14 protein-coding genes, 2 tRNA genes and 1 pseudogene are annotated in these 19,142 nt (G+C 65.4%); 11 read left to right on the top strand and 6 right to left on the bottom strand.

The window, feature by feature from the left end:
- Positions 1-134 precede the first annotated feature (134 nt).
- The 3 genes from ACIQC0_RS09425 to bcp form a co-directional block, all read right to left on the bottom strand.
- Positions 135-797, bottom strand: a complete 663-nt coding sequence (locus ACIQC0_RS09425) for a fasciclin domain-containing protein (protein ID WP_377216876.1) — start codon at positions 795-797, stop codon at positions 135-137.
- A 213-nt stretch (positions 798-1,010) separates the two neighbouring features.
- Positions 1,011-1,092, bottom strand: a tRNA-Leu gene (locus ACIQC0_RS09420).
- A 135-nt stretch (positions 1,093-1,227) separates the two neighbouring features.
- Complete coding sequence (gene bcp / locus ACIQC0_RS09415) at positions 1,228-1,701, bottom strand: thioredoxin-dependent thiol peroxidase (protein ID WP_377215917.1); 474 nt, start codon at positions 1,699-1,701, stop codon at positions 1,228-1,230.
- A 96-nt stretch (positions 1,702-1,797) separates the two neighbouring features.
- Between bcp and ACIQC0_RS09410 the strand changes: the two genes are divergently transcribed.
- On the top strand, positions 1,798-2,250 hold the full coding sequence (locus ACIQC0_RS09410; RefSeq protein WP_377216182.1) for a MarR family winged helix-turn-helix transcriptional regulator: 453 nt from the start codon (positions 1,798-1,800) through the stop codon (positions 2,248-2,250).
- Between the two features lie 216 nt (positions 2,251-2,466).
- Here ACIQC0_RS09410 and ACIQC0_RS09405 read toward each other — a convergent pair.
- The 3 genes from ACIQC0_RS09405 to ACIQC0_RS09395 form a co-directional block, all read right to left on the bottom strand.
- A tRNA-Lys gene (locus tag ACIQC0_RS09405) sits at positions 2,467-2,539 on the bottom strand.
- Between the two features lie 115 nt (positions 2,540-2,654).
- Entirely contained in the window at positions 2,655-3,707 is a 1,053-nt protein-coding gene (locus ACIQC0_RS09400) for a PQQ-dependent sugar dehydrogenase (protein ID WP_377215918.1), read from the bottom strand.
- A gap of 7 nt (positions 3,708-3,714) precedes the next feature.
- Positions 3,715-4,647: a hypothetical protein gene (locus ACIQC0_RS09395; RefSeq protein ID WP_377215919.1), complete on the bottom strand. Its 933-nt coding sequence runs from the start codon at positions 4,645-4,647 to the stop codon at positions 3,715-3,717.
- Positions 4,648-4,785: 138 nt separating this feature from the next.
- Here ACIQC0_RS09395 and ACIQC0_RS09390 point away from each other — a divergent pair, with 138 nt between their 5' ends.
- The 10 genes and pseudogenes from ACIQC0_RS09390 to ACIQC0_RS09345 form a co-directional block, all read left to right on the top strand.
- Positions 4,786-5,703, top strand: coding sequence for a LysR family transcriptional regulator (locus ACIQC0_RS09390; protein WP_377215920.1), 918 nt, complete (start codon positions 4,786-4,788; stop codon positions 5,701-5,703).
- Between the two features lie 149 nt (positions 5,704-5,852).
- Positions 5,853-7,571 carry a dihydroxy-acid dehydratase gene (ilvD, locus tag ACIQC0_RS09385; protein ID WP_377215921.1) on the top strand — a complete coding sequence of 573 codons (1,719 nt, stop codon included), beginning with the start codon at positions 5,853-5,855 and terminating at the stop codon, positions 7,569-7,571.
- Positions 7,572-7,935: 364 nt separating this feature from the next.
- Positions 7,936-9,840 (top strand): acetolactate synthase large subunit, encoded by a 1,905-nt coding sequence (locus ACIQC0_RS09380; RefSeq protein WP_377215922.1) that lies wholly within the window; start codon positions 7,936-7,938, stop codon positions 9,838-9,840.
- Between the two features lie 3 nt (positions 9,841-9,843).
- Complete coding sequence (gene ilvN, locus ACIQC0_RS09375) at positions 9,844-10,356, top strand: acetolactate synthase small subunit (protein ID WP_018768340.1); 513 nt, start codon at positions 9,844-9,846, stop codon at positions 10,354-10,356.
- Between the two features lie 61 nt (positions 10,357-10,417).
- Positions 10,418-11,443 carry a ketol-acid reductoisomerase gene (gene ilvC, locus ACIQC0_RS09370; RefSeq protein WP_377215923.1) on the top strand — a complete coding sequence of 342 codons (1,026 nt, stop codon included), beginning with the start codon at positions 10,418-10,420 and terminating at the stop codon, positions 11,441-11,443.
- Positions 11,444-11,568: 125 nt separating this feature from the next.
- The gene (gene serA / locus ACIQC0_RS09365) at positions 11,569-13,158 is read left to right on the top strand and encodes a phosphoglycerate dehydrogenase (RefSeq protein WP_377215924.1); all 1,590 of its coding nucleotides are present in this window, start codon (positions 11,569-11,571) and stop codon (positions 13,156-13,158) included.
- A gap of 228 nt (positions 13,159-13,386) precedes the next feature.
- Positions 13,387-16,182, top strand: a complete 2,796-nt coding sequence (locus ACIQC0_RS09360; RefSeq protein ID WP_400534495.1) for an ABC transporter permease — start codon at positions 13,387-13,389, stop codon at positions 16,180-16,182.
- Entirely contained in the window at positions 16,179-16,934 is a 756-nt protein-coding gene (locus ACIQC0_RS09355; protein ID WP_377215926.1) for an ABC transporter ATP-binding protein, read from the top strand. Before ACIQC0_RS09360 ends, ACIQC0_RS09355 begins: the two co-directional genes overlap by 4 nt.
- Positions 16,935-16,969: 35 nt before the next feature.
- Positions 16,970-18,529 carry a methionine--tRNA ligase gene (gene metG / locus ACIQC0_RS09350; protein ID WP_377215927.1) on the top strand — a complete coding sequence of 520 codons (1,560 nt, stop codon included), beginning with the start codon at positions 16,970-16,972 and terminating at the stop codon, positions 18,527-18,529.
- A gap of 295 nt (positions 18,530-18,824) precedes the next feature.
- A pseudogene (locus ACIQC0_RS09345) lies at positions 18,825-19,142 on the top strand (hypothetical protein); the annotation flags it as partial.

The raw sequence follows: 19,142 nt of genomic DNA, 5'->3' as shown, positions 1-19,142 counted from the left end.
TGCCCCCTGGGTTGGGGGGGCGCCCGGCGGGCGGGGGCGCCGCGGGGTGTTTTTGGGGGGGGGGGGGGGGGGGGGGGCGGGGGGGGGGGGCGCCCCCCCCCCCCGCCGGTGCAGTGTTTCCGCTCCTGCCGGTATTACTTGGGCATCAGGACGGAGTCCACCAGGTAGACGGTGGCATTCTTGGTCTGGACGCCGCCGCAGATGACGTTCGCGTTGTCGACCTTCAGGTTGTCACCGCTGCCCGTCACCGTGACCGAACCGCCCTGGACCGTGGCGTGCGTGCCCGCGATCTCGTCCGGGGTGATCTGGCCGGGTACGACGTGGTAGGTCAGGATCTTGCTCAGCAGGGCATCGTCCGTCTTCAGGGTTTCGATGGTGGCGGCATCGATCTTCGCGAAGGCGTCGTCCACCGGCGCGAAGACGGTGAACTCGTCGCCGTTGAGGGTGTCGACCAGGTCAACCTTGGGGTTCAGCTTGCCGGAAACCGCAGCCGTGAGAGTGGTGAGGATCGGGTTATTGGAAGCCGCAACCGCTACGGGGTCCAGGGCCATGCCTTCCACGGAGCCGGCACCCGTGGGAACCTGCTCAGCGTAAGCGGCGCAGCCGGGGCCTACCAGGTTGGCGGCCGGGTCCATCATGTCGGCGCTGGCCGAGGGGGAGGGAGCCGTGGTGGCGGCCGACGTCTCTGCCGGTGCCGAGGACTCCGCGGTGCTGGATCCGCCACAGGCAGTGAGGCTGAGCAGTGCTGCGGCTGCAACGCCGGCGACCGTGAAAGTTGAGCGCTTGAGGGTCTGCATTTCGGATCTCCTTGGGTTGGGGCATTTGCCTGCTGCAGACCGGTGTCCGCAGCTATGATCTGGCCGGTGGACACCTGCCGCGTGGCTGATGTCTCACTGGGTATTCGGCCATTGGGCGGCGGCGGATGGGTAAATGCCAAAGAGTTTTCCGGTGGACAGTCGAAAACGCAGAACACCCCCGGCCAAAAGGCCGGGGGTGTTCACCACACAGTGTGCGCAAGGGGGGACTTGAACCCCCACGCCCGAAGGCACAGGAACCTAAATCCTGCGTGTCTGCCAATTTCACCACTCGCGCAATGCTTCCCGCTGCCCAGGCAAACGCTTCTGAGCCGAACGCCCAAACCCACAACGGCGGAAGCCAGCTTCCATTGTAACGTCGCCCGGATGCCGGGCGGGCATGCCGGGGCGTCTGACCCGCTCGACCGGACTGTTAGCCGTCGAGGCCAAGGTCCCGGCGGAGTTTGGCGACGTGTCCAGTGGCCCGCACGTTGTACTGGGCCACAGCCACCTTCCCGTCCGGGCCCACAACGACAGTGGAACGGATAAGGCCCTGGTACGTCTTTCCGTAATTCTTCTTCTCGCCCCACGCGCCATAGGCGTTGGCTACGGAGTGGTCGGCATCCGACAGCAGCGGGAAGGTCAGTGCTTCGTTCTCCGCGAATTTGGCCAGCTTGGCTACGGGATCGGGGGAGATTCCCAGGACGTCGTAGCCTGCCGCCTGCAGGGATGCCAGGCTGTCCCGGAAGTCACACGCCTGCTTGGTGCAACCGGGGGTGGAGGCTGCCGGGTAGAAGTAGACGATGGTGCTCCGGCCATTGCCGGGGGCGAGGCTGACGTCCTTGCCGGTGGAGTCCGTGAGCGTGAACGCCGGCGCCTGGTCACCGGTAACGAGTCTTTCAGCCATTGTTTTTCTCCTGGTTGCTGGGGTGACACACCAGCCTAGTAAGGGGTGTTCGACTGTGCCAATCGGCATTTGGCTATACTGGCTTGTATGCCTGATATGGATCACTGGCCCACGGGGCGCCTATTGTCCACTGCTGCGCGCCTCGTTGAACACTCTTGGAATGAAAAACTCGCCGCGATCGGGCTGACCCATGCAGGCGTCATTGCCATCGAGGTTCTCGCGGCCCAGGGCCCCATGACGCAGGCACAGCTCGCCCAGTACGTCCGGGTCCAGGCCCAGACCATGGGCAAGACCCTCAGCAGGCTTGAAGCCCATGGCCACATTGTCCGCGTGCGCAGCACGTCGGACCGCCGGAGCCACGTTGTGTCCCTGACCGAACGCGGCAAGGAAGCCGTTGCAGCCGCCGTGGAGATGGAACGCTCCGTCCTTGCTTCGGCCTCCATCGATCCGGAAGTGCTCCGCCAGGAACTCCAGGCCGTGGTCCGTGAGCTGGCCAGCCAGTTCGGTTCCACCCCCGCCAACGCAGCCCTGGTGGACAACACCCACTAGGGCGCAGGCTCTCACCATCCAGTGCGGTTCCCCAGCGAACCCACGTCGGCGCGACCCCGGCCCGGTCCGGTGGCCGCGTCTTTTTTGTTTCCCGCATGCATTGTACGGATCGTCCCCGGTCTGCGGTGCAGCCCTTGTCCCGGAGCAAGCCCTCCGGAGAACGAAACAAACCCCTGGCCCGCGTCTCCGCTGGCCAGGGGTCAGTTTTCCCTGTTGTGCACCCCCCGGGACTTGAACCCGGAACCCATTGATTAAGAGTCAATTGCTCTGCCAATTGAGCTAGAGGTGCATCTTATTTGCTTTGCTCACCGGGGCTTTTGTTTCCCCGCTGTTCTCCGCAACGACATGAAACTCTACACGAACTTTTCGCCAGTGTGAAATCGGCGGGCAGGGTTTGGTGTGCGTCAGCCTGGAGGGTCCAAAACCACCGCGAAATCAGGGTTTTGGTTGTTGGTGAGCAACCAAAAACCACCCTCGGGAGTCCTGACGACGTCCCTGATCCGCCCGTACATTCCTGTGAAATGGGCCACAGGTTTTCCGGCCGCAGCGCCGGACAGGGGAATGGTCCAGAGCCGCTGCCCGCGCAGAGCGCCGACGTAGGCCGTGGACCCGGCAATCTCCATTCCGCTGGGGGAGGCCTCGCTGGTGGCTGGCCAGACCACCTTGGCATCCTGGAACTCCGGCCGGCCCGGGGCTCCAGTGACCTCAGGCCACCCGTAGTTGGCTCCGGGCAGGATGAGGTTCAGCTCGTCGTCCACATCGGGCCCGAACTCCGTGGCCCACAGCCGCCCCTCGGCGTCCCACGCCAGTCCCTGGACGTTGCGGTGGCCCAGGCTGTAGACGGCGTTGCCGAACGGGTTGCCGGGCGCCGGACGGCCCTCCGGGGTGAGCCGGAGAATCTTCCCTCCCAGCGCAGCGGGGTCCTGGGGCTGTTCGCGGCGCTGTGAGTCTCCGGTACCCACATAGAGATAGCCGTCGGGTCCAAAGCGGATACGGCCGCCGTTGTGGGTCGTGGCCTTGGGGATGTCCGTGAACACGACTTCGGGGTCGCCAAGGGAAAGCATGCCGTTCCCGGCGTCAGCCACGCGCAGCCGCACCACACGGTTGTCCGAATCAGAGGTGACGTAGGCGTAGAGCAGCCGGTCCTTGGCGAATCCGGGAGAAAGAGCCAGCCCCAGCAGTCCGCCCTCCCCGGCAGGTGCCACCCCCGGGACCGTGCCGATGAGGGTGGCTTCGGATCCCCGCACGGCCTTCAGAGCGGCCGTGCCCCGTTCGGAAATGATGCCTGTACCGTCCGGCAGGAATACTCCCGCCCAGGGAATGTCCAATTCCAGGTCAAGGGTGCCGGAGGCACGCACGCCGCTCCCGGTTGCCGGAGGCGGCGTGGTGCAGGCACTGAGCATGATGCCGGCGGCAGCTGCCGCTGCCCACAGAGGCCTGGCGAAGCGCGGCGGCACGGGCGGCTTAGAGGCGCTGCCTGCGCGGCGCCCGGAAGCCGGCTGCTTCGGCGTGGGCGGCCGACTCGAACCACACCTCGGCACGGGCTTCGCTGTACCCGGGGTGGTCCTCGTCGTAATAGACCATGTCCGCGGCGACGCCCTTGACGGGGTAGCCCGACGGACCTGTCCCATCAGCGCCGGCAGCCACGGACCCGGCGCCGTACGGTTCATCGGCCGCCAGATGTCCGGCAGGTTCAGCCGGTGCGGCTTCATCGTCCGGCAGACTGTCAGCGCCGGTTTCCACCAGCGCCGAAGACTGGGTCCGGTCCATGGTCTCCGCGGCAGCAGCGCCGTCGGGTACTCCCATGACCGCTTGGTCGCCCGCCTCGTTGTCCACGGCGTCGTTAAAGACAGCGCCGCGGTGAACAGTGTCCTGATGATCCGCGCGGGGGTGGCCTCCGGTGTCGCGCACGTCCTCTTCGACGGCGGCCGACTCGGCGCCGGGCAGCGTGGGCGCATGACGGTCCGTGTACTCGGCGTGATGCACTGGTCCGCCGGCCGGCGTGCCGCCGGTACCGGTACCCGGAGCCGCGGCGACGCCGGAAGATGAGGCCGGCTGCGTGGCCTCCGGGGTTCCTGTTGCACTGCCTTCGGACCACTGGGTTTCCCATTCGCTGCCGGGCCGCCCGCCGCCCGTTGCCGCGTCTGCCGGCTCCTCTGCCGCAGTGGGTGCAACGGGTTCGGCCGGGGCGCCGAAGCCGGCCGCCCCCGGAATCCCGCTGGTTGCCGCGGCTTCCGCTGAGGGCGCGGCGCTCCCGCCGGAGAGGGCGCCGTTGGCATGTGCCGGCGGGGCATCCTCCCGGGTGGGGCCGGCGGTGGAGGAACTGTTGCGGTTCAGGAGCCACCACACGACGGCCACTGCAACGACGATGAGAATGATCCAAAGAACGATGTCCATGGCAAGCCCTTCTGTTTGGATGGAACGGTAGCCTCCACCCTGACGCTACGTCGGGCACCCACGGCTGTCCAGAGACCGGTCCGGGACCGTGTTGTGCCGCAGGACCGCCTTGGGCGGAGTTAGCGGTAGCCTCGCTACATGGACTTCAAGCGCCTCCAGATCCTGCGTGAACTGGCGGACCGGGGAACGGTCGTTGCCGCCGCGGAGGCGCTCCGCGTGACCCCATCCGCGGTGTCGCAGCAATTGCGCACGCTCCAGGACGAACTGGGGGTCGCGCTCATAGAAAAATCGGGTCGCGGAGTGCGGCTGACCGAAGCGGGACGGGCGATGGCCGCTGCCGCTGCCGATGTGTCCACGGCCATGGCAAAGGCTGAAGCGACCATTGATACCTACCGGCAGGGCTGGCAGGCGCACGTCCGTGCTGCGTTCTTCCCAAGTGCCGCCGAAATGTTCCTGCCCGGGCTGCTGAACCGGGTCAAGGCCGTACCCGGGCTCCAACTTGAAGCGTGCCTGGAAGACCCGGGTGTTTCCGGGTTCCCCGAACTCGTGGCCGACTATGACATCGTCCTGGCCCACAGCGTGGACGGCCCTGACGTCTTTTCCCGGCAAGGGCTGACGGTGGTCCCGCTGCTGAAGGAACCCCTGGACGTCGCGGTGCCGGCCGGCCATCCGCTGGCAGCCAAAGCCAGGCTGACAGCCAAGGACGTGGTGGGCTATGCCTGGCTGGGGGTGCCGGAGGGCTTTCCCTTTGACGCAGTGTTCCGGGAAATCGAGCAGCAGGCCGGAAGCAGCGCGGTTCAGGCCCAGCGGTTCCCGGACCTGCGGGTCCTGGAAGCGCTCGTGAGTGCCGGCCACGGACTCTCCCTGCTGCCCCGTTACACGGCTACGGGCAACCAAGGGCGGGGCTTCGTCCTCCGCCCGCTCGAAGGGGTGGCCGCCCGCCGCAGCATCGTCGCCCTGGCCCGTGCGGACGTCGCCGAACGGACCACTGTCCGGGACGTGCTGTCCATGCTCTCCAACGAGGCGAAGGCCGTGGAACGGGGGAGTGCCGTCTGACGCCGGGAGGGTGCGAAAGCTCCCCACAACCGGACCTTGTCCAAAATGTGGGACGCGGGTCCACTATTTGATCGAAATATTCCGGAAATTACGCTGTTCGCGGCCTGTGCCGTCCTGGGGCACTTGGCCGGAGCCCTAGACTTTCCCCTATGAGTGACGCCCAGACCGCAACCGAGAACAAGCCTGACATCAAACCCCGGAGCCGCGTAGTAACTGACGGCATCCACGCTGCTCCGGCACGTGGCATGTTCCGCGCGGTAGGCATGGGGGACGACGACTTCGCGAAACCCCAAGTGGGCGTCGCGAGCTCGTGGAACGAAATCACCCCCTGCAACCTGTCCCTGAACCGCCTGGCGCAGGGCGCCAAGGAAGGCGTGCACGCCGGCGGCGGGTTCCCGATGCAATTCGGCACCATCTCCGTATCGGACGGCATCTCCATGGGCCACGAGGGCATGCACTTCTCCCTGGTTTCACGCGAAGTCATCGCCGACTCGGTGGAAACCGTCATGCAGGCTGAGCGGATCGATGGCTCCGTGCTGCTGGCCGGCTGCGACAAGTCCCTTCCCGGCATGCTGATGGCTGCCGCCCGCCTGGACCTCTCCAGCGTGTTCCTCTACGCCGGCTCCATCATGCCCGGCTGGGTCAAGCTGGAGGACGGCTCCGAAAAGGAAGTCACCCTCATCGATGCCTTCGAAGCCGTAGGCGCCTGCGCCGCCGGCAAGATGAGCATGGAGGACCTCACCCGCATCGAAAAGGCCATCTGCCCGGGCGAAGGCGCCTGCGGTGGCATGTACACCGCCAACACGATGGCCTGTATCGGCGAGGCTCTGGGTATGTCCCTGCCCGGTTCCGCCGCCCCGCCCTCGGCAGACCGCCGTCGTGATGAATTTGCCCGCAAGTCCGGCGAGGCTGTTGTGGAACTGCTCCGCAAGGGCATCACCGCGCGCGACATTATGACCAAGAAGGCCTTCGAAAACGCCATTGCCGTCACGATGGCCTTCGGCGGTTCCACCAACGCCGTATTGCACCTCCTTGCCATCGCCCGCGAGGCCGAGGTCGAACTGACGCTGGACGACTTCAACCGCATCGGCGACAAGATCCCGCACTTGGGGGACCTTAAGCCGTTCGGCCGGTACGTCATGACCGACGTGGACAAGATCGGTGGCGTGCCGGTCATCATGAAGGCACTGCTTGACGCCGGCCTGCTGCACGGCGACTGCCTCACCGTCACCGGCAAGACCGTCGCCGAAAACCTCGAGGCCATCAACCCGCCGGATGTTGACGGCAAGATCCTCCGCGCGCTGGACAACCCCATCCACAAGACCGGCGGCATCACCATCCTGCACGGTTCCATGGCTCCGGAAGGCGCCGTGGTCAAGAGCGCCGGCTTCGACGCCGATATCTTCGAGGGCACCGCCCGCGTCTTCGAACGCGAGCAGGGTGCGCTGGACGCGCTGGACAACGGACAGATCAAGGCCGGGGACGTCGTCGTCATCCGTTACGAAGGACCGAAGGGCGGACCGGGCATGCGCGAGATGCTCGCCATCACCGGCGCCATCAAGGGTGCCGGGCTGGGCAAGGACGTCCTGCTCCTCACCGACGGCCGGTTCTCCGGCGGCACCACGGGCCTGTGCATCGGCCACGTTGCGCCGGAAGCGGTCGACGGCGGCCCTATCGCCTTCGTGAAGGACGGCGACAGGATCCGCGTCGACATCGCCGCACGCAGCTTCGACCTCCTGGTGGACGAAGCCGAGCTCGAAGCCCGAAAGGTGGGCTGGGAGCCCCTTCCCGCCCGCTACACCAAGGGTGTCCTGGCCAAGTACGCGAAGCTGGTCCACAGCGCCAGCACCGGCGCGTATTGCGGCTGATACACACGGCCCGAAGCCTTCGGCGGGATGTTTCCTGTCTGGGGCGGTAGGGCGCAATAAGGGGTGATCCAAGGTGCCCCGGGCTGACGGCGTCCACGCCGGAAGTTCGGGGCAGGATCACCACGTGGACATAGGCGTCCACATGGTGAGATGGACTGTCGCTTCGTTGACACCCGTCTTAGCCAGAGGGAAAACTGAACGCATGACCTTCGTTATCGGCACCGTCGTCGTCCTTACCAAGCGCGTGGCACACTAGCCCCGGTAACGAACCGTCACGCGCGAACCCCTCGAAGAGCCGCCAGGCTGAGGGGTTTTTTTATTCCCCGCAGTTCACTACATAAGAAGATCCACAAGGAAGAGTCCGATGAGCAAAGGATCGCCGATCAGCCCCTCGCTGATGGCTGCCAAGTCCGCCGGAGCCCCCAAGGCTTCGGACCGTGCCGACCGGACGGCTGACAACGCCGCCGTCGCCGACCTTGCTGCTGCCTCTCCTGTCCTTGGGCCGAACAACGTTGTACCCCCAACGGTGATGACCGGCTCGCAAGCTATTGTCCGCTCGCTCGAAGAACTCGGCGTCGACGATATTTTTGGTTTGCCCGGTGGCGCGATCCTGCCCACCTACGACCCCTTGATGGCCTCCACCATGAACCACGTGCTGGTCCGTCACGAACAGGGAGCCGGCCACGCCGCGCAAGGCTATGCCATGGTTACCGGGCGGGTGGGCGTCTGCATCGCCACCTCCGGCCCGGGAGCCACCAACCTCGTTACCGCCATCATGGATGCCCACATGGACTCCGTGCCGATGGTGGCCATCACCGGCCAGGTGTCCAGCGGTGTCATTGGCACCGATGCCTTCCAGGAAGCTGACATCGTGGGCATCACCATGCCCATCACCAAGCATTCCTTCCTGGTCACCGACGCCAATGACATTCCGCATGTCATGGCCGAGGCCTTCCACCTGGCCTCCACCGGCCGTCCTGGTCCGGTTCTGGTGGACGTCGCCAAGGACGCCCAGGTGGGCCAGATGACGTTCTCCTGGCCGCCGAAGATCGACCTCCCCGGCTATCGCCCCGTCACCCGTGGCCACAACAAGCAGGTGCGCGAAGCTGCCAAGCTGATTGCCGCTTCCAGCAAGCCGGTCCTGTACGTGGGCGGCGGCGTGGTCAAGGCGCACGCCTCTGCTGAGCTGATGGCCCTGGCCGAGGCAACCGGAGCCCCGGTGGTCACCACACTGATGGCCAAAGGCGTCTTCCCGGACTCGCATCCGCAGCACGTGGGCATGCCCGGTATGCACGGCAGCGTCTCCGCCGTTACCGCGCTCCAGCAGTCCGATCTCCTGATCACCCTCGGCGCGCGGTTCGACGACCGCGTGACCGGTGTGCTGAAGACCTTCGCCCCGACAGCCAAGGTCATCCACGCGGACATCGACCCCGCCGAGATCTCCAAGAACCGCACCGCCGATGTCCCCATCGTGGGTTCCGTCAAGGAGATCATCCCTGAACTGACGGACGCCGTCCGCGCCCAGTTCGAGGCGGCAGGCACCCCTGACCTGACCACCTGGTGGGCCTTCCTGAACAACCTCAAGGAAACCTATCCGCTTGGCTGGACGGAGCCGGACGACGGACTGACGGCGCCGCAGAAGGTCATCGAACGCATTGGTGCCCTGACCGGACCCGAAGGCGTGTACGTCGCGGGTGTGGGCCAGCACCAGATGTGGGCCGCGCAGTTCATCAAATACGAGCGTCCGCATGCATGGCTGAACTCCGGCGGCGCCGGAACGATGGGCTACGCCGTCCCGGCCGCCATGGGCGCCAAGGTGGGGGAGCCGGACCGCGTGGTCTGGGCGATCGATGGCGACGGCTGCTTCCAGATGACCAACCAGGAGCTGGCCACCTGTGCCATCAACAAGATCCCCATCAAGGTTGCTGTCATCAACAACTCATCGCTGGGCATGGTCCGTCAGTGGCAGACCCTCTTCTACGAAGGCCGCTATTCCAACACCGACCTCAACACCGGCCACGACACCGTCCGCATCCCGGACTTCGTTAAATTGGGCGAGGCCTACGGATGTGCGTCATTCCGGTGTGAACGTGACGAGGATATCGACGCCACCATCCAGAAGGCCCTCGAAATCAACGACCGCCCGGTGGTCATCGACTTCGTGGTGAGCCCCAACTCCATGGTGTGGCCGATGGTGCCCGCCGGCGTGAGCAACGACCAGATCCAGGTTGCCCGCAACATGACCCCGGAATGGGAAGAGGAGGACTAGGCCATGAGCCGTCACACATTGTCCGTGCTGGTGGAGGATAAGCCGGGCGTCCTGACCCGCGTAGCCAGCCTCTTCGCCCGCCGCGCCTTCAACATCAACTCCCTGGCCGTCGGCCCGACGGAAGTGCCGGGCGTCTCCCGGATGACCGTCGTGGTCGACGCCGACGGTGACCTGATCGAACAAGTCACCAAGCAGCTCAACAAGCTGATCAACGTCATCAAGATCGTTGAGCTGACCCCCGAATCTTCCGTACAGCGCGACCACATCCTGGTCAAGGTACGTGCGGATGCCGCAACACGCCTGCAGGTCACCCAGGCTGCAGACCTGTTCCGCGCCTCAGTGGTGGACGTTTCCACCGACTCCGTCGTCATTGAGGCAACCGGCCATCCCGAAAAGCTCACGGCGCTGCTCTCAGTGCTGGAGCCCTTCGGCATCCGCGAAATCGTGCAGTCCGGCACCCTGGCCGTTGGACGGGGATCCCGCTCCATGAGTGACCGGGCGCTGCGCTCCGCGTAGGCGCCCGTAACCGCAGCACCACCAGAAAATATCTACACACCACTCAAGAGGAGTTACGCAAGTGACTGAAATGTTCTACGACGACGATGCAGACCTGTCGATCATCCAGGGCCGCAAGGTCGCCATCGTCGGCTACGGATCCCAAGGCCACGCCCACGCACTGAACCTGCGCGATTCCGGCGTTGAGGTTGTCATTGCGCTCAAAGACGGTTCCAAGTCCACCGCCAAGGCAGAGGAAGCCGGCTTCACGGTCAAGAACGTTGCCGACGCCGCCGAATGGGCCGACGTCATCATGATCCTTGCGCCGGACCAGCACCAGCGCGCGATCTACAACGACTCCATCAAGGACAAGCTGACCCCCGGTAAGGCCCTTGCCTTCGCGCATGGCTTCAACATCCGCTTCGGCTACATCCAGGCCCCCGAAGGCGTCGATGTCATCCTGGTTGCACCGAAGGCACCGGGCCACACCGTCCGCCGCGAATTCGAAGCCGGCCGCGGCATCCCCGACATCATCGCCGTGGAGCAGGACGCTTCCGGTTCCGCCTGGGAGCTGGCCAAGTCCTACGCCAAGGCCATCGGCGGCACCCGCGCCGGCGTTATCCAGACCACGTTCACCGAAGAGACCGAGACCGACCTCTTCGGCGAGCAGGCTGTCCTCTGCGGCGGTGTCTCCCAGCTCGTCCAGTACGGCTTCGAGACCCTCACCGAGGCCGGCTACCAGCCCCAGATCGCCTACTTCGAGGTCCTGCACGAGCTGAAGCTCATTGTGGACCTGATGTGGGAAGGCGGCATCGCCAAGCAGCGCTGGAGCGTCTCCGACACCGCGGAGTACGGTGACTACGTCTCCGGCCCGCGCGTTATCACCCCCGAGGTGAAGGAAAACATGAAGGCCGTCCTGGCCGACATCCAGTCCGGCGCGTTCGCCAAGCGGTTCATCGAGGACCAGGACAACGGCGCCGTGGAGTTCAAGGAACTGCGCGCCAAGGCTGAGCAGCACCCCATCGAGGCCGTGGGCCGCGAGCTGCGCTCCCTGTTCTCCTGGCAGCAGCAGGACGTGGACTATGTCGAAGGCTCCGCTGCCCGCTAGGCAGCCAGCCGTTAGCCACGCCATCGGCGGTGTTGAGGCCGGGTTCACACTTAACAATGTGAGCCCGGCCTTTGCGTCGGCCTAGACTTGTTCCATCCCCAGGACTGCAACGCAGAGGATCAGCCGTGTCAAAACCCGTAGTACTGCTCGCCGAAGAACTTTCGCCCGCCACCGTGGAGGCTCTCGGCCCGGACTTTGAAATCCGCCAGACAGACGGCTCCGACCGTTCCCAGCTCCTCTCGGCGATCACCGACGTTGACGCCATCCTGGTCCGTTCGGCCACCCAGGTGGACGCTGAGGCGATTGCCGCTGCCAGGAACCTGAAAGTAATTGCCCGTGCCGGCGTCGGGCTGGATAACGTGGACATCAAAGCCGCCACCCAGGCGGGCGTCATGGTGGTCAACGCGCCTACCTCCAACATCGTTTCGGCCGCAGAGCTCACCGTAGGACACATCCTCAGCCTGGCCCGGCACATTCCGCAGGCGAGTGCCGCCCTCAAGGACGGCGAATGGAAGCGGTCCAAATATACGGGCATTGAACTTTTCGAGAAGAAGATCGGCATCATCGGCCTGGGCAGGATCGGCGCCCTCGTCGCGGCCCGGCTCAAGGGCTTCGACACCAAGATCCTGGCCTACGACCCCTACATCACCTCGGCCCGCGCAGCCCAGCTCGGCGTGCAGCTGGTCACCCTGGATGAACTTCTGGCACAGGCAGACTTCATTACCATCCACATGCCCAAGACGCCCGAGACCGTCGGCATGCTGGGGGCGGACGCCTTCAAGAAAATGAAGAAGTCGGCCTACGTCATCAACGTGGCCCGCGGCGGCCTGGTGGACGAGGAAGCGCTTTTCACCGCACTCCAGGACGGCGACATCGCCGGTGCGGGCGTGGACGTGTTCTCCAAGGAACCGAGCACGGACCTGCCCTTCTTCAAGCTGGACAACGTCGTGGTCACCCCGCACCTGGGCGCATCCACCGATGAAGCCCAGGAGAAGGCCGGCGTTTCGGTAGCCAAGTCCGTGCGCCTGGCACTGGCCGGTGAACTGGTACCGGACGCCGTCAACGTCGCCGGCGGCGTCATCGCCCCGGACGTCAGGCCCGGCATCGCCCTGGTCGAGAAGCTGGGCCGGATCTTCACCGCACTCACCCACGACTCACTGACGCAGTTCGACGTCGAGGTGGCGGGGGAGATCTCCTCGCTGGACGTCAAGGTGCTGGAACTCGCAGCGCTGAAGGGCATCTTTGCCGACGTGGTGACGGAACAGGTCTCCTACGTCAACGCCCCCGTGATCGCGGAACAGCGCGGCATCAACGTCCGCCTCATCACCACCCCGGAGACCGAGTCCTACCGCAACGTCCTCACCCTGCGCGGTGCCCTCAGCGACGGCAGCCAGATCTCCGTGGCCGGCACCCTCACGGGACCCAAGCAGGTGGAGAAGCTCGTGGGAATCAACGGCTTCGAAGTCGAGATCCCCATCAGCGAGCACCTCGTAGTGGTCGCCTACACGGACCGGCCCGGCGTGATCGGCACCATCGGCCACATCCTGGGCATGAACAACATTAACATCGCCGGCATGCAGGTGGCCCGCTCTGACGAGGGCGGCCAGGTCCTGGCGCTCCTGACCATCGACAGCTCCGTTCCGCAGCAGGTCCTGGATGCCATCAAGGCGGGGATCGGCGCGGACATGGTCCGCGAAGTGGACCTGGAGGACTAAGGAACGCCGTGGGCTGGCCGCCGGCGAAACGCCGGAGGCCCCGTTCGCGGGTGGGCGTGTCCGCCCCGGTCCACGTATGATTGGCCGGTCTGCTTACAATGGCTGGGTCCCGTTCCGGGACCAGGCCCGCAGACCGGCCAATACCTTTTGCACATCCGTCCGTCATCGTCCGTGTCCGCCGGCGGCGGACACGTCCGTGCGCACGCAAACCAGGTTCCAGGGAGCTCAATGAACGCCGTCCAGAGGTTCATCAGAAGCAAAGTGCTGCTGTTGACCGCGGCCATCTTGATCGCAGCCATGTGCTTGTCGGTCCTCGTCCAGGGTCAGTCACAGGCTGCCCTCAACCGGACCGTGGATGAAAATTCACGCGGACTCTACGACGTCCTTGTCCAGACCAAGGCGGACTCCGGCGCCCTGCTGCAGCCTGATATCGCCACTGGGTCCGGCGGGATCACCTTCGACCAGCTCGAAGCCATTCGGAAGCTGTCCGGTACCTCCGTTGCGGCACCGATCAGCCTGGTCTCCCGGGTCACCCAAAACCTCGAATCGCCCCGCCTCGACGCCATGGACTTCCTTGGCTACAACGCCGGCCTTGCCGGAACCGCGACGGCGGACCAGGCAGCGGGCGCCACTCCGCCGGACCAGTGGCCCGCGGCCGAGTCGGTGCTCAACGATGAGCCCACCAAATACCGCCTCACCGCCACTGCCGTCAGCTCGGACGGCGTTTCCGAGACCACGCTGTTCAAATCCACCGCTGAAGGCACGCTCGGCAAAGCCAGGCTGGTAGAGGAACAGACCGAAGGCGGCAAGAGCATCCGCATCGCCGCGCCGGAAGGCGAGACCGGCATTAAGTTCCCCGCCCCGGCCGGAGGCTCCGAGCACAACCTCTTCAACGCTTCGATTTCCCTGCCCCTCGCGCCAGAGGTCACCGAGTCCGTGGTTGCAGTGGACCCTGCCGCCGAACGGGCCCTGCTCGGTCCAGCGGGCGACTTCCTGGCCCCGCTGGAAAAGGCACCTCCGGCGGACGCCCGCGACGCGGGAGCCATCGGGCGCTACTTCGAAGGCCTCTTCACCAACGGCATCAGCCTGGAGGAACTCGAAGAAGGACCGGACTTCCTGGGCGTCAAGCTCAAGTACTGGGCGCCCCTGATGACCCAGTACCAGCAGGCCAAGAGCAAAGGCCAGCTGACCGAGAACTCCCAAGCCATCCCCCTGGTGGTCCGCGAAGGCACGTCGCTGGACCTCACTTACAACGTCAAGATCGAAGAAATTGACGACGCCGGCAAAGTGGTCAAGGAGGTCGGTACGGCCTCGCGGTCGCTGGACAAGGACTACCTGCCGTTCGTCTCCAAGGATCCTTTCGCGCTTGACTGGCCCGGATCGACCGACCACTCCTCCCTGCTCGGCAAGACCGGCAACTTCAACCAGGGCCTTTACACGCCCGCGGAATGGAGCACGGACTTTGCAGCAGCACCCAAGTACACCGACGGGGAGACTGCGGCGAACGGCGCTGTCGCCAAGAATGCGGTGCCGGGCGAATGGGTGACGGTGAACCGCTTGCCGGAAACCGGCGCCAACGGAGCCCCGGTGGACCAGACACAGCGGGAACCCGTGGACGAACGTTCCTACCGCGAAAACCTGGCCACGGGGGAGAAGACAGCAGCCCCGCTCGCCATGGTCTACGGCACGTTCAACCCGGCGTCGGTGGCGGAAGCCGCAGGTGACGTCAACAAGCTGCCCCTCGGCGGCTACGACCCTACCCCCTTCACCCTGGCCAAGGACGCCGAGGGCAAGGATGTGGACGCCACTGAACTCAAGCCGTCCCTGAGCGCCACAGGCCTGGCCAGCCAGTCAGCCGGAGCCATCACCGACTACTACGGCCTGGCCGCCGCCCGCGGCTACACCGAAAACGCGGCGGTCATTGACGCCGTCCGTGTCCGCGCCGCAGCGCCCGGCAGCTGGAAGGAGGCCCAGCCGGAGGTCGAGAAGCTCGCCGCGGAAATCCGCGACATGGGCCTGGAAGCCACCGTCGTGGCTGGTTCCGCCCGTGAGGACGCAAGCATTTTCGTCCCCGGATATTCCAAGGACGACGCCGGGAAGGAGTCCGATCTGGGCACGGTCACCCAGTCGTGGGTCCGCCAGGATGCTGCTGACGCTGTCGCCGGTTCGCTCTCCGGAACCAACATCACGCTGCTTTTCCTGACCCTGTGCGGTGCCGCGCTGCTGACCGGTGCGTCCACCGTCAGCTACATCCGCAAGCGCAGGAGCGAGGCGGGTACCCTGCGGGCCATGGGCTGGACTCAGCGGAGGATCCGCAATTGGGTGCTGGAGGAATTCGGGGTCGGTGCCGTCCTCCTTGCCGCCGCGGGCATTATCCTCAGCCTGGTCAGCTGGAGCCTGCCCACCGTCCTGGTGTCCGCCGCCGTGCTGGCACTGTACGCCGGCGCAGCATACTTCGCCGCCCGGCAGCTGCGCCACCGCGACGAGATCGACCAGGAGCCGCAGCACGACGAGCGGCTCATCCCCGTGGACTCCCCGTTGACGTTCGCCAACCGCCAACTGGCAACCAACAAGTTCAACACGCTCTCGCTTGCCGTGGCGGTCGGCGTCTTCGGGGCCGCCGTGGGCGGACTGATCGCGCTCCTGATCGACATTCCCCGGGCCGCCGGCGCCAGCGCACTCAGCGGCCTCGCCGCGACCAGCGTTGCGCTTCCCAGCATCCTGCTGGCACTGGCGGGCGTGCTGGTGGGACTGGTCCTCACGCTGGTCACCGGCCGGTTCGAGCTCAACTCCAAGCGCCAGTACCTCGCCATCCTGGAGGCCATGGGGTGGAACCCGGACATGCTGCGCCAGGTCCGGCTGTTCGAAAATGCCCTGGTGGGCACCGTGGCCCTGCCGCTCGGTGTCCTGGGCGCACTGGGGATCGGCCTGCTCCTGGCCCCCTACGCAGCACTGTGGGCAGGCGTGGCCGGCCTCCTCGCTGTCCTTTGCTGGATTCCGATTGCAACGAAAGTAGTCCAATGACAAACCCGACCAACGTCCAGCGGAGCCGCAGGGCCGGCTCCGGTGAGGTCCCCCTGCAGACCCGTGCCAACACCATCGTCAAGTCGACGGACCACGCGACGCCCCTGGAGCTGAGTGACATCACTATCCGCTACGGCGGCGGCAAGGGCGGCGCCGAAGCCGTCACCGTGGTGGAAAATTTCGACCTGACCCTGCACGCCGGCGAGATGCACTGCGTTGCCGGGCGCAGCGGCTCCGGCAAGACGAGTATCCTCACCGTCGGCGCGGGGCTGACCCTGCCGACGTCGGGCCGCGTTTTTTGGGAAGGCGATTCCCTTGAAAGCATGGGCGACGACGAAATCGCCGACCGCCGTCGTGCGCTCATCGGTTATGTTGACCAGGGCGGTGCGCTGATCGACGGCATGAGCGCCCTGGAAAACGTCCTGCTGCCCGCCGTCCCCGACGGCGAAGTGGACCAGCGCCGGGACATGGCCAAGGATCTGCTGGACCTCGTTGGCCTGGGGCGCCGCATGCGGCACCGTCCCGCGCAGCTCTCCGGCGGTGAGCGCCAGCGCGTGGCGATTGCGCGCGCACTGATCCTGGGAACACGGGTCCTGGTGGTGGACGAACCCACCGCGAGCCTGGACCGGGCGTCCGCCAACCGGATCATCAGCATCCTGAAGGACACCACGTCGGACGGCATTGCCGTACTGGTCGCCTCCCACGACCACGAACTGGTCCGGCTCAGCGATACGCTGACTGAACTGATCTAGCCTGTCCCTCCGCACCCGAAGGTAACGTCCGCAACGTGACTGCTTCAGAGAAAACGCCGTTCTACATCACCACGGCCATTACCTACCCCAATGGCGTGCCGCACATCGGCCATGCCTATGAGTACATCGCCACCGATGCCATGGCACGGTTCAAGCGGCTGGACGGGTATGACGTGATGTTCCTGACCGGCACCGACGAGCACGGGATGAAGATCGCCCAGACCGCGGAGAAGGAAGGCATCACGCCCAAGGAACTGGTGGACCGGAACGCGGAGATCTACAAGGCCGCCCATGCTGCCCTGGACATCACGTACGACCGGTTCATCCGCACCACCGACGAGGACCACTACGCCGCCTCGCAGGCCATCTGGAAGAAGATGGAAGCGAACGGGGACATCTACCTGTCCAAGTACGAGGGCTGGTACTCGGTCCGCGACGAAGCCTTCTACGGTGAGGACGACACCGTGGTGAAGGACGACGGCGTGCGGTACTCAAAAGAGACGGACACCGAAGTGACCTGGACGGCGGAGGAGAGCTACTTCTTCCGGCTTTCCGCCTACCAGGACAAACTGCTGGCACTGTACGAGGCGCAGCCGGAATTCGGGGCTCCGCAGTACCGCTTCAATGAGGTCATCAGCTTCGTCAGGCGCGGCCTCGAGGACCTGTCCATCAGCCGGACCACGTTCGACTGGGGCGTCCCGGTGCCCGGCAATGACAAGCACGTGATGTATGTATGGGTGGATGCCCTGACCAACTACCTGACCGGTGTTGGCTACCCGGACGTTGATTCGGAAAAGTTCCGGACCTTCTGGCCGGCCGACGTGCATGTGATTGGAAAGGACATCTCCCGGTTCCATGCCATCTACTGGCCCGCTTTCCTCATGAGCGCCGGCCTGGAACTGCCCAAGCGGATCATGATCCACGGTTTCCTGCACAACAACGGCGTCAAGATGTCCAAGTCCCTGGGCAACGTGGTGGCCCCGGCAGACTTCGTGGCGCAGTACGGCCTGGACCAGGTCCGCTTCTTCTTCCTCCGCGAAGTTCCCTTCGGTGCTGACGGAAGCTACAACCACGAGGCGATCGTCGGCCGAATGAACTCGGACCTGGCCAACAACTTCGGCAACCTCGCCCAGCGGTCCCTGTCCATGGTGGCCAAGAACTGCGGGGGAGCGGTACCGGTACCGGGCGCGCTCACCGAGGCCGATACTGCCATCCTGGCCCAGGCGGGAGCGCTGCTGGAGGCTGCGCGTGCCGCGTTCGACAAGCAGGAATTCAGCCGCGCCCTTGAAACCATCTGGGGCGTGCTGGGCGACACCAATGCCTACTTCGCCGAGCAGGCCCCCTGGGTACTGCGGAAGACCGACGTCGAACGCATGAATACCGTGCTGTACGTGACACTCGAGGTCCTGCGGATCGTGGCCATCCTGACGCAGCCTGTCATGCCTGCGGCCACCGCATCGCTGCTGACGGCACTGGGCCAGCCCGAAGGCGATGCCCGCGCGTTCGCGGCGCTCGGTACACCGATTGCGGCTGGCACCGCGCTGCCGGCCCCCACCCCGGTGTTCCCCAAGTACGAGGAGCCTTCCGGCGCCTGACGCACGCACACGTCTCACTCCGGCTCTGCCGGGACGCCCAATAGGCAGTCCCAGCAGAGCCGTTTTTCTTGAGTATCCATCACAAGTATTGCGTACCTGACGTGCGCCAATACAGGTAATCGCTACTCGGGACGGGTCGGTGGGGCGCTCCTACGCTGATCGGGTAAGCAATCGATGATTCAGCTGGGAGAACCATCACCCCGGTTTTGCGCTGGCGCTGTTACCTTCAGCACGGGGCGGTCCCTTCTCCTTCTTGGCTGGTCGGCCTGGACCATGAATTGGACGGAGTGGGAAAATGAGACGGATCCTTGCAGGAATGGGGGTTTTGGGTTTGGCCGCGCTGGCCACCACGGCGACTGCAACGGCCTCACCACAAAACGCCGATAGGACTATCACGATCTGCCATGCCACGGGCTCTGCACTCAACCCGTATGTTGCAGTCACCGTCAGCGTGGACGCGTTGAACGGGCCGCATGACCACCTGGGCTCACACCACGACGAGGACATCATTCCTCCAAATAGCGGGAGTGTCCTGCCCGGCGGGCGAAACCTGGACAAAATCGACTGGTTGGAAGCAGGCTGCAAAGATCCCCGGGGTCTAACGGGTCCGGTG

Source organism: Pseudarthrobacter sp. NPDC092419, assembly GCF_044755045.1.
Lineage (GTDB): Bacteria > Actinomycetota > Actinomycetes > Actinomycetales > Micrococcaceae > Arthrobacter.
The sequence above is the reverse complement of the archived record's forward strand: the minus strand, read 5'-3'. Positions and strand labels throughout refer to the sequence as shown.

Coding starts and splice junctions, on each gene's coding strand:
- ACIQC0_RS09395 (WP_377215919.1), bottom strand. CDS start 4,647: ATGGACATCGTTCTTTGGATCATTCTCATCGTCGTTGCAGTGGCCGTC.
- ACIQC0_RS09355 (WP_377215926.1), top strand. CDS start 16,179: ATGACAAACCCGACCAACGTCCAGCGGAGCCGCAGGGCCGGCTCCGGT.
- ACIQC0_RS09390 (WP_377215920.1), top strand. CDS start 4,786: ATGGACTTCAAGCGCCTCCAGATCCTGCGTGAACTGGCGGACCGGGGA.
- ACIQC0_RS09410 (WP_377216182.1), top strand. CDS start 1,798: ATGGATCACTGGCCCACGGGGCGCCTATTGTCCACTGCTGCGCGCCTC.
- ACIQC0_RS09380 (WP_377215922.1), top strand. CDS start 7,936: ATGAGCAAAGGATCGCCGATCAGCCCCTCGCTGATGGCTGCCAAGTCC.
- ilvD (WP_377215921.1), top strand. CDS start 5,853: ATGAGTGACGCCCAGACCGCAACCGAGAACAAGCCTGACATCAAACCC.
- ACIQC0_RS09425 (WP_377216876.1), bottom strand. CDS start 797: ATGCAGACCCTCAAGCGCTCAACTTTCACGGTCGCCGGCGTTGCAGCC.
- bcp (WP_377215917.1), bottom strand. CDS start 1,701: ATGGCTGAAAGACTCGTTACCGGTGACCAGGCGCCGGCGTTCACGCTC.
- ACIQC0_RS09360 (WP_400534495.1), top strand. CDS start 13,387: ATGAACGCCGTCCAGAGGTTCATCAGAAGCAAAGTGCTGCTGTTGACC.
- ilvN (WP_018768340.1), top strand. CDS start 9,844: ATGAGCCGTCACACATTGTCCGTGCTGGTGGAGGATAAGCCGGGCGTC.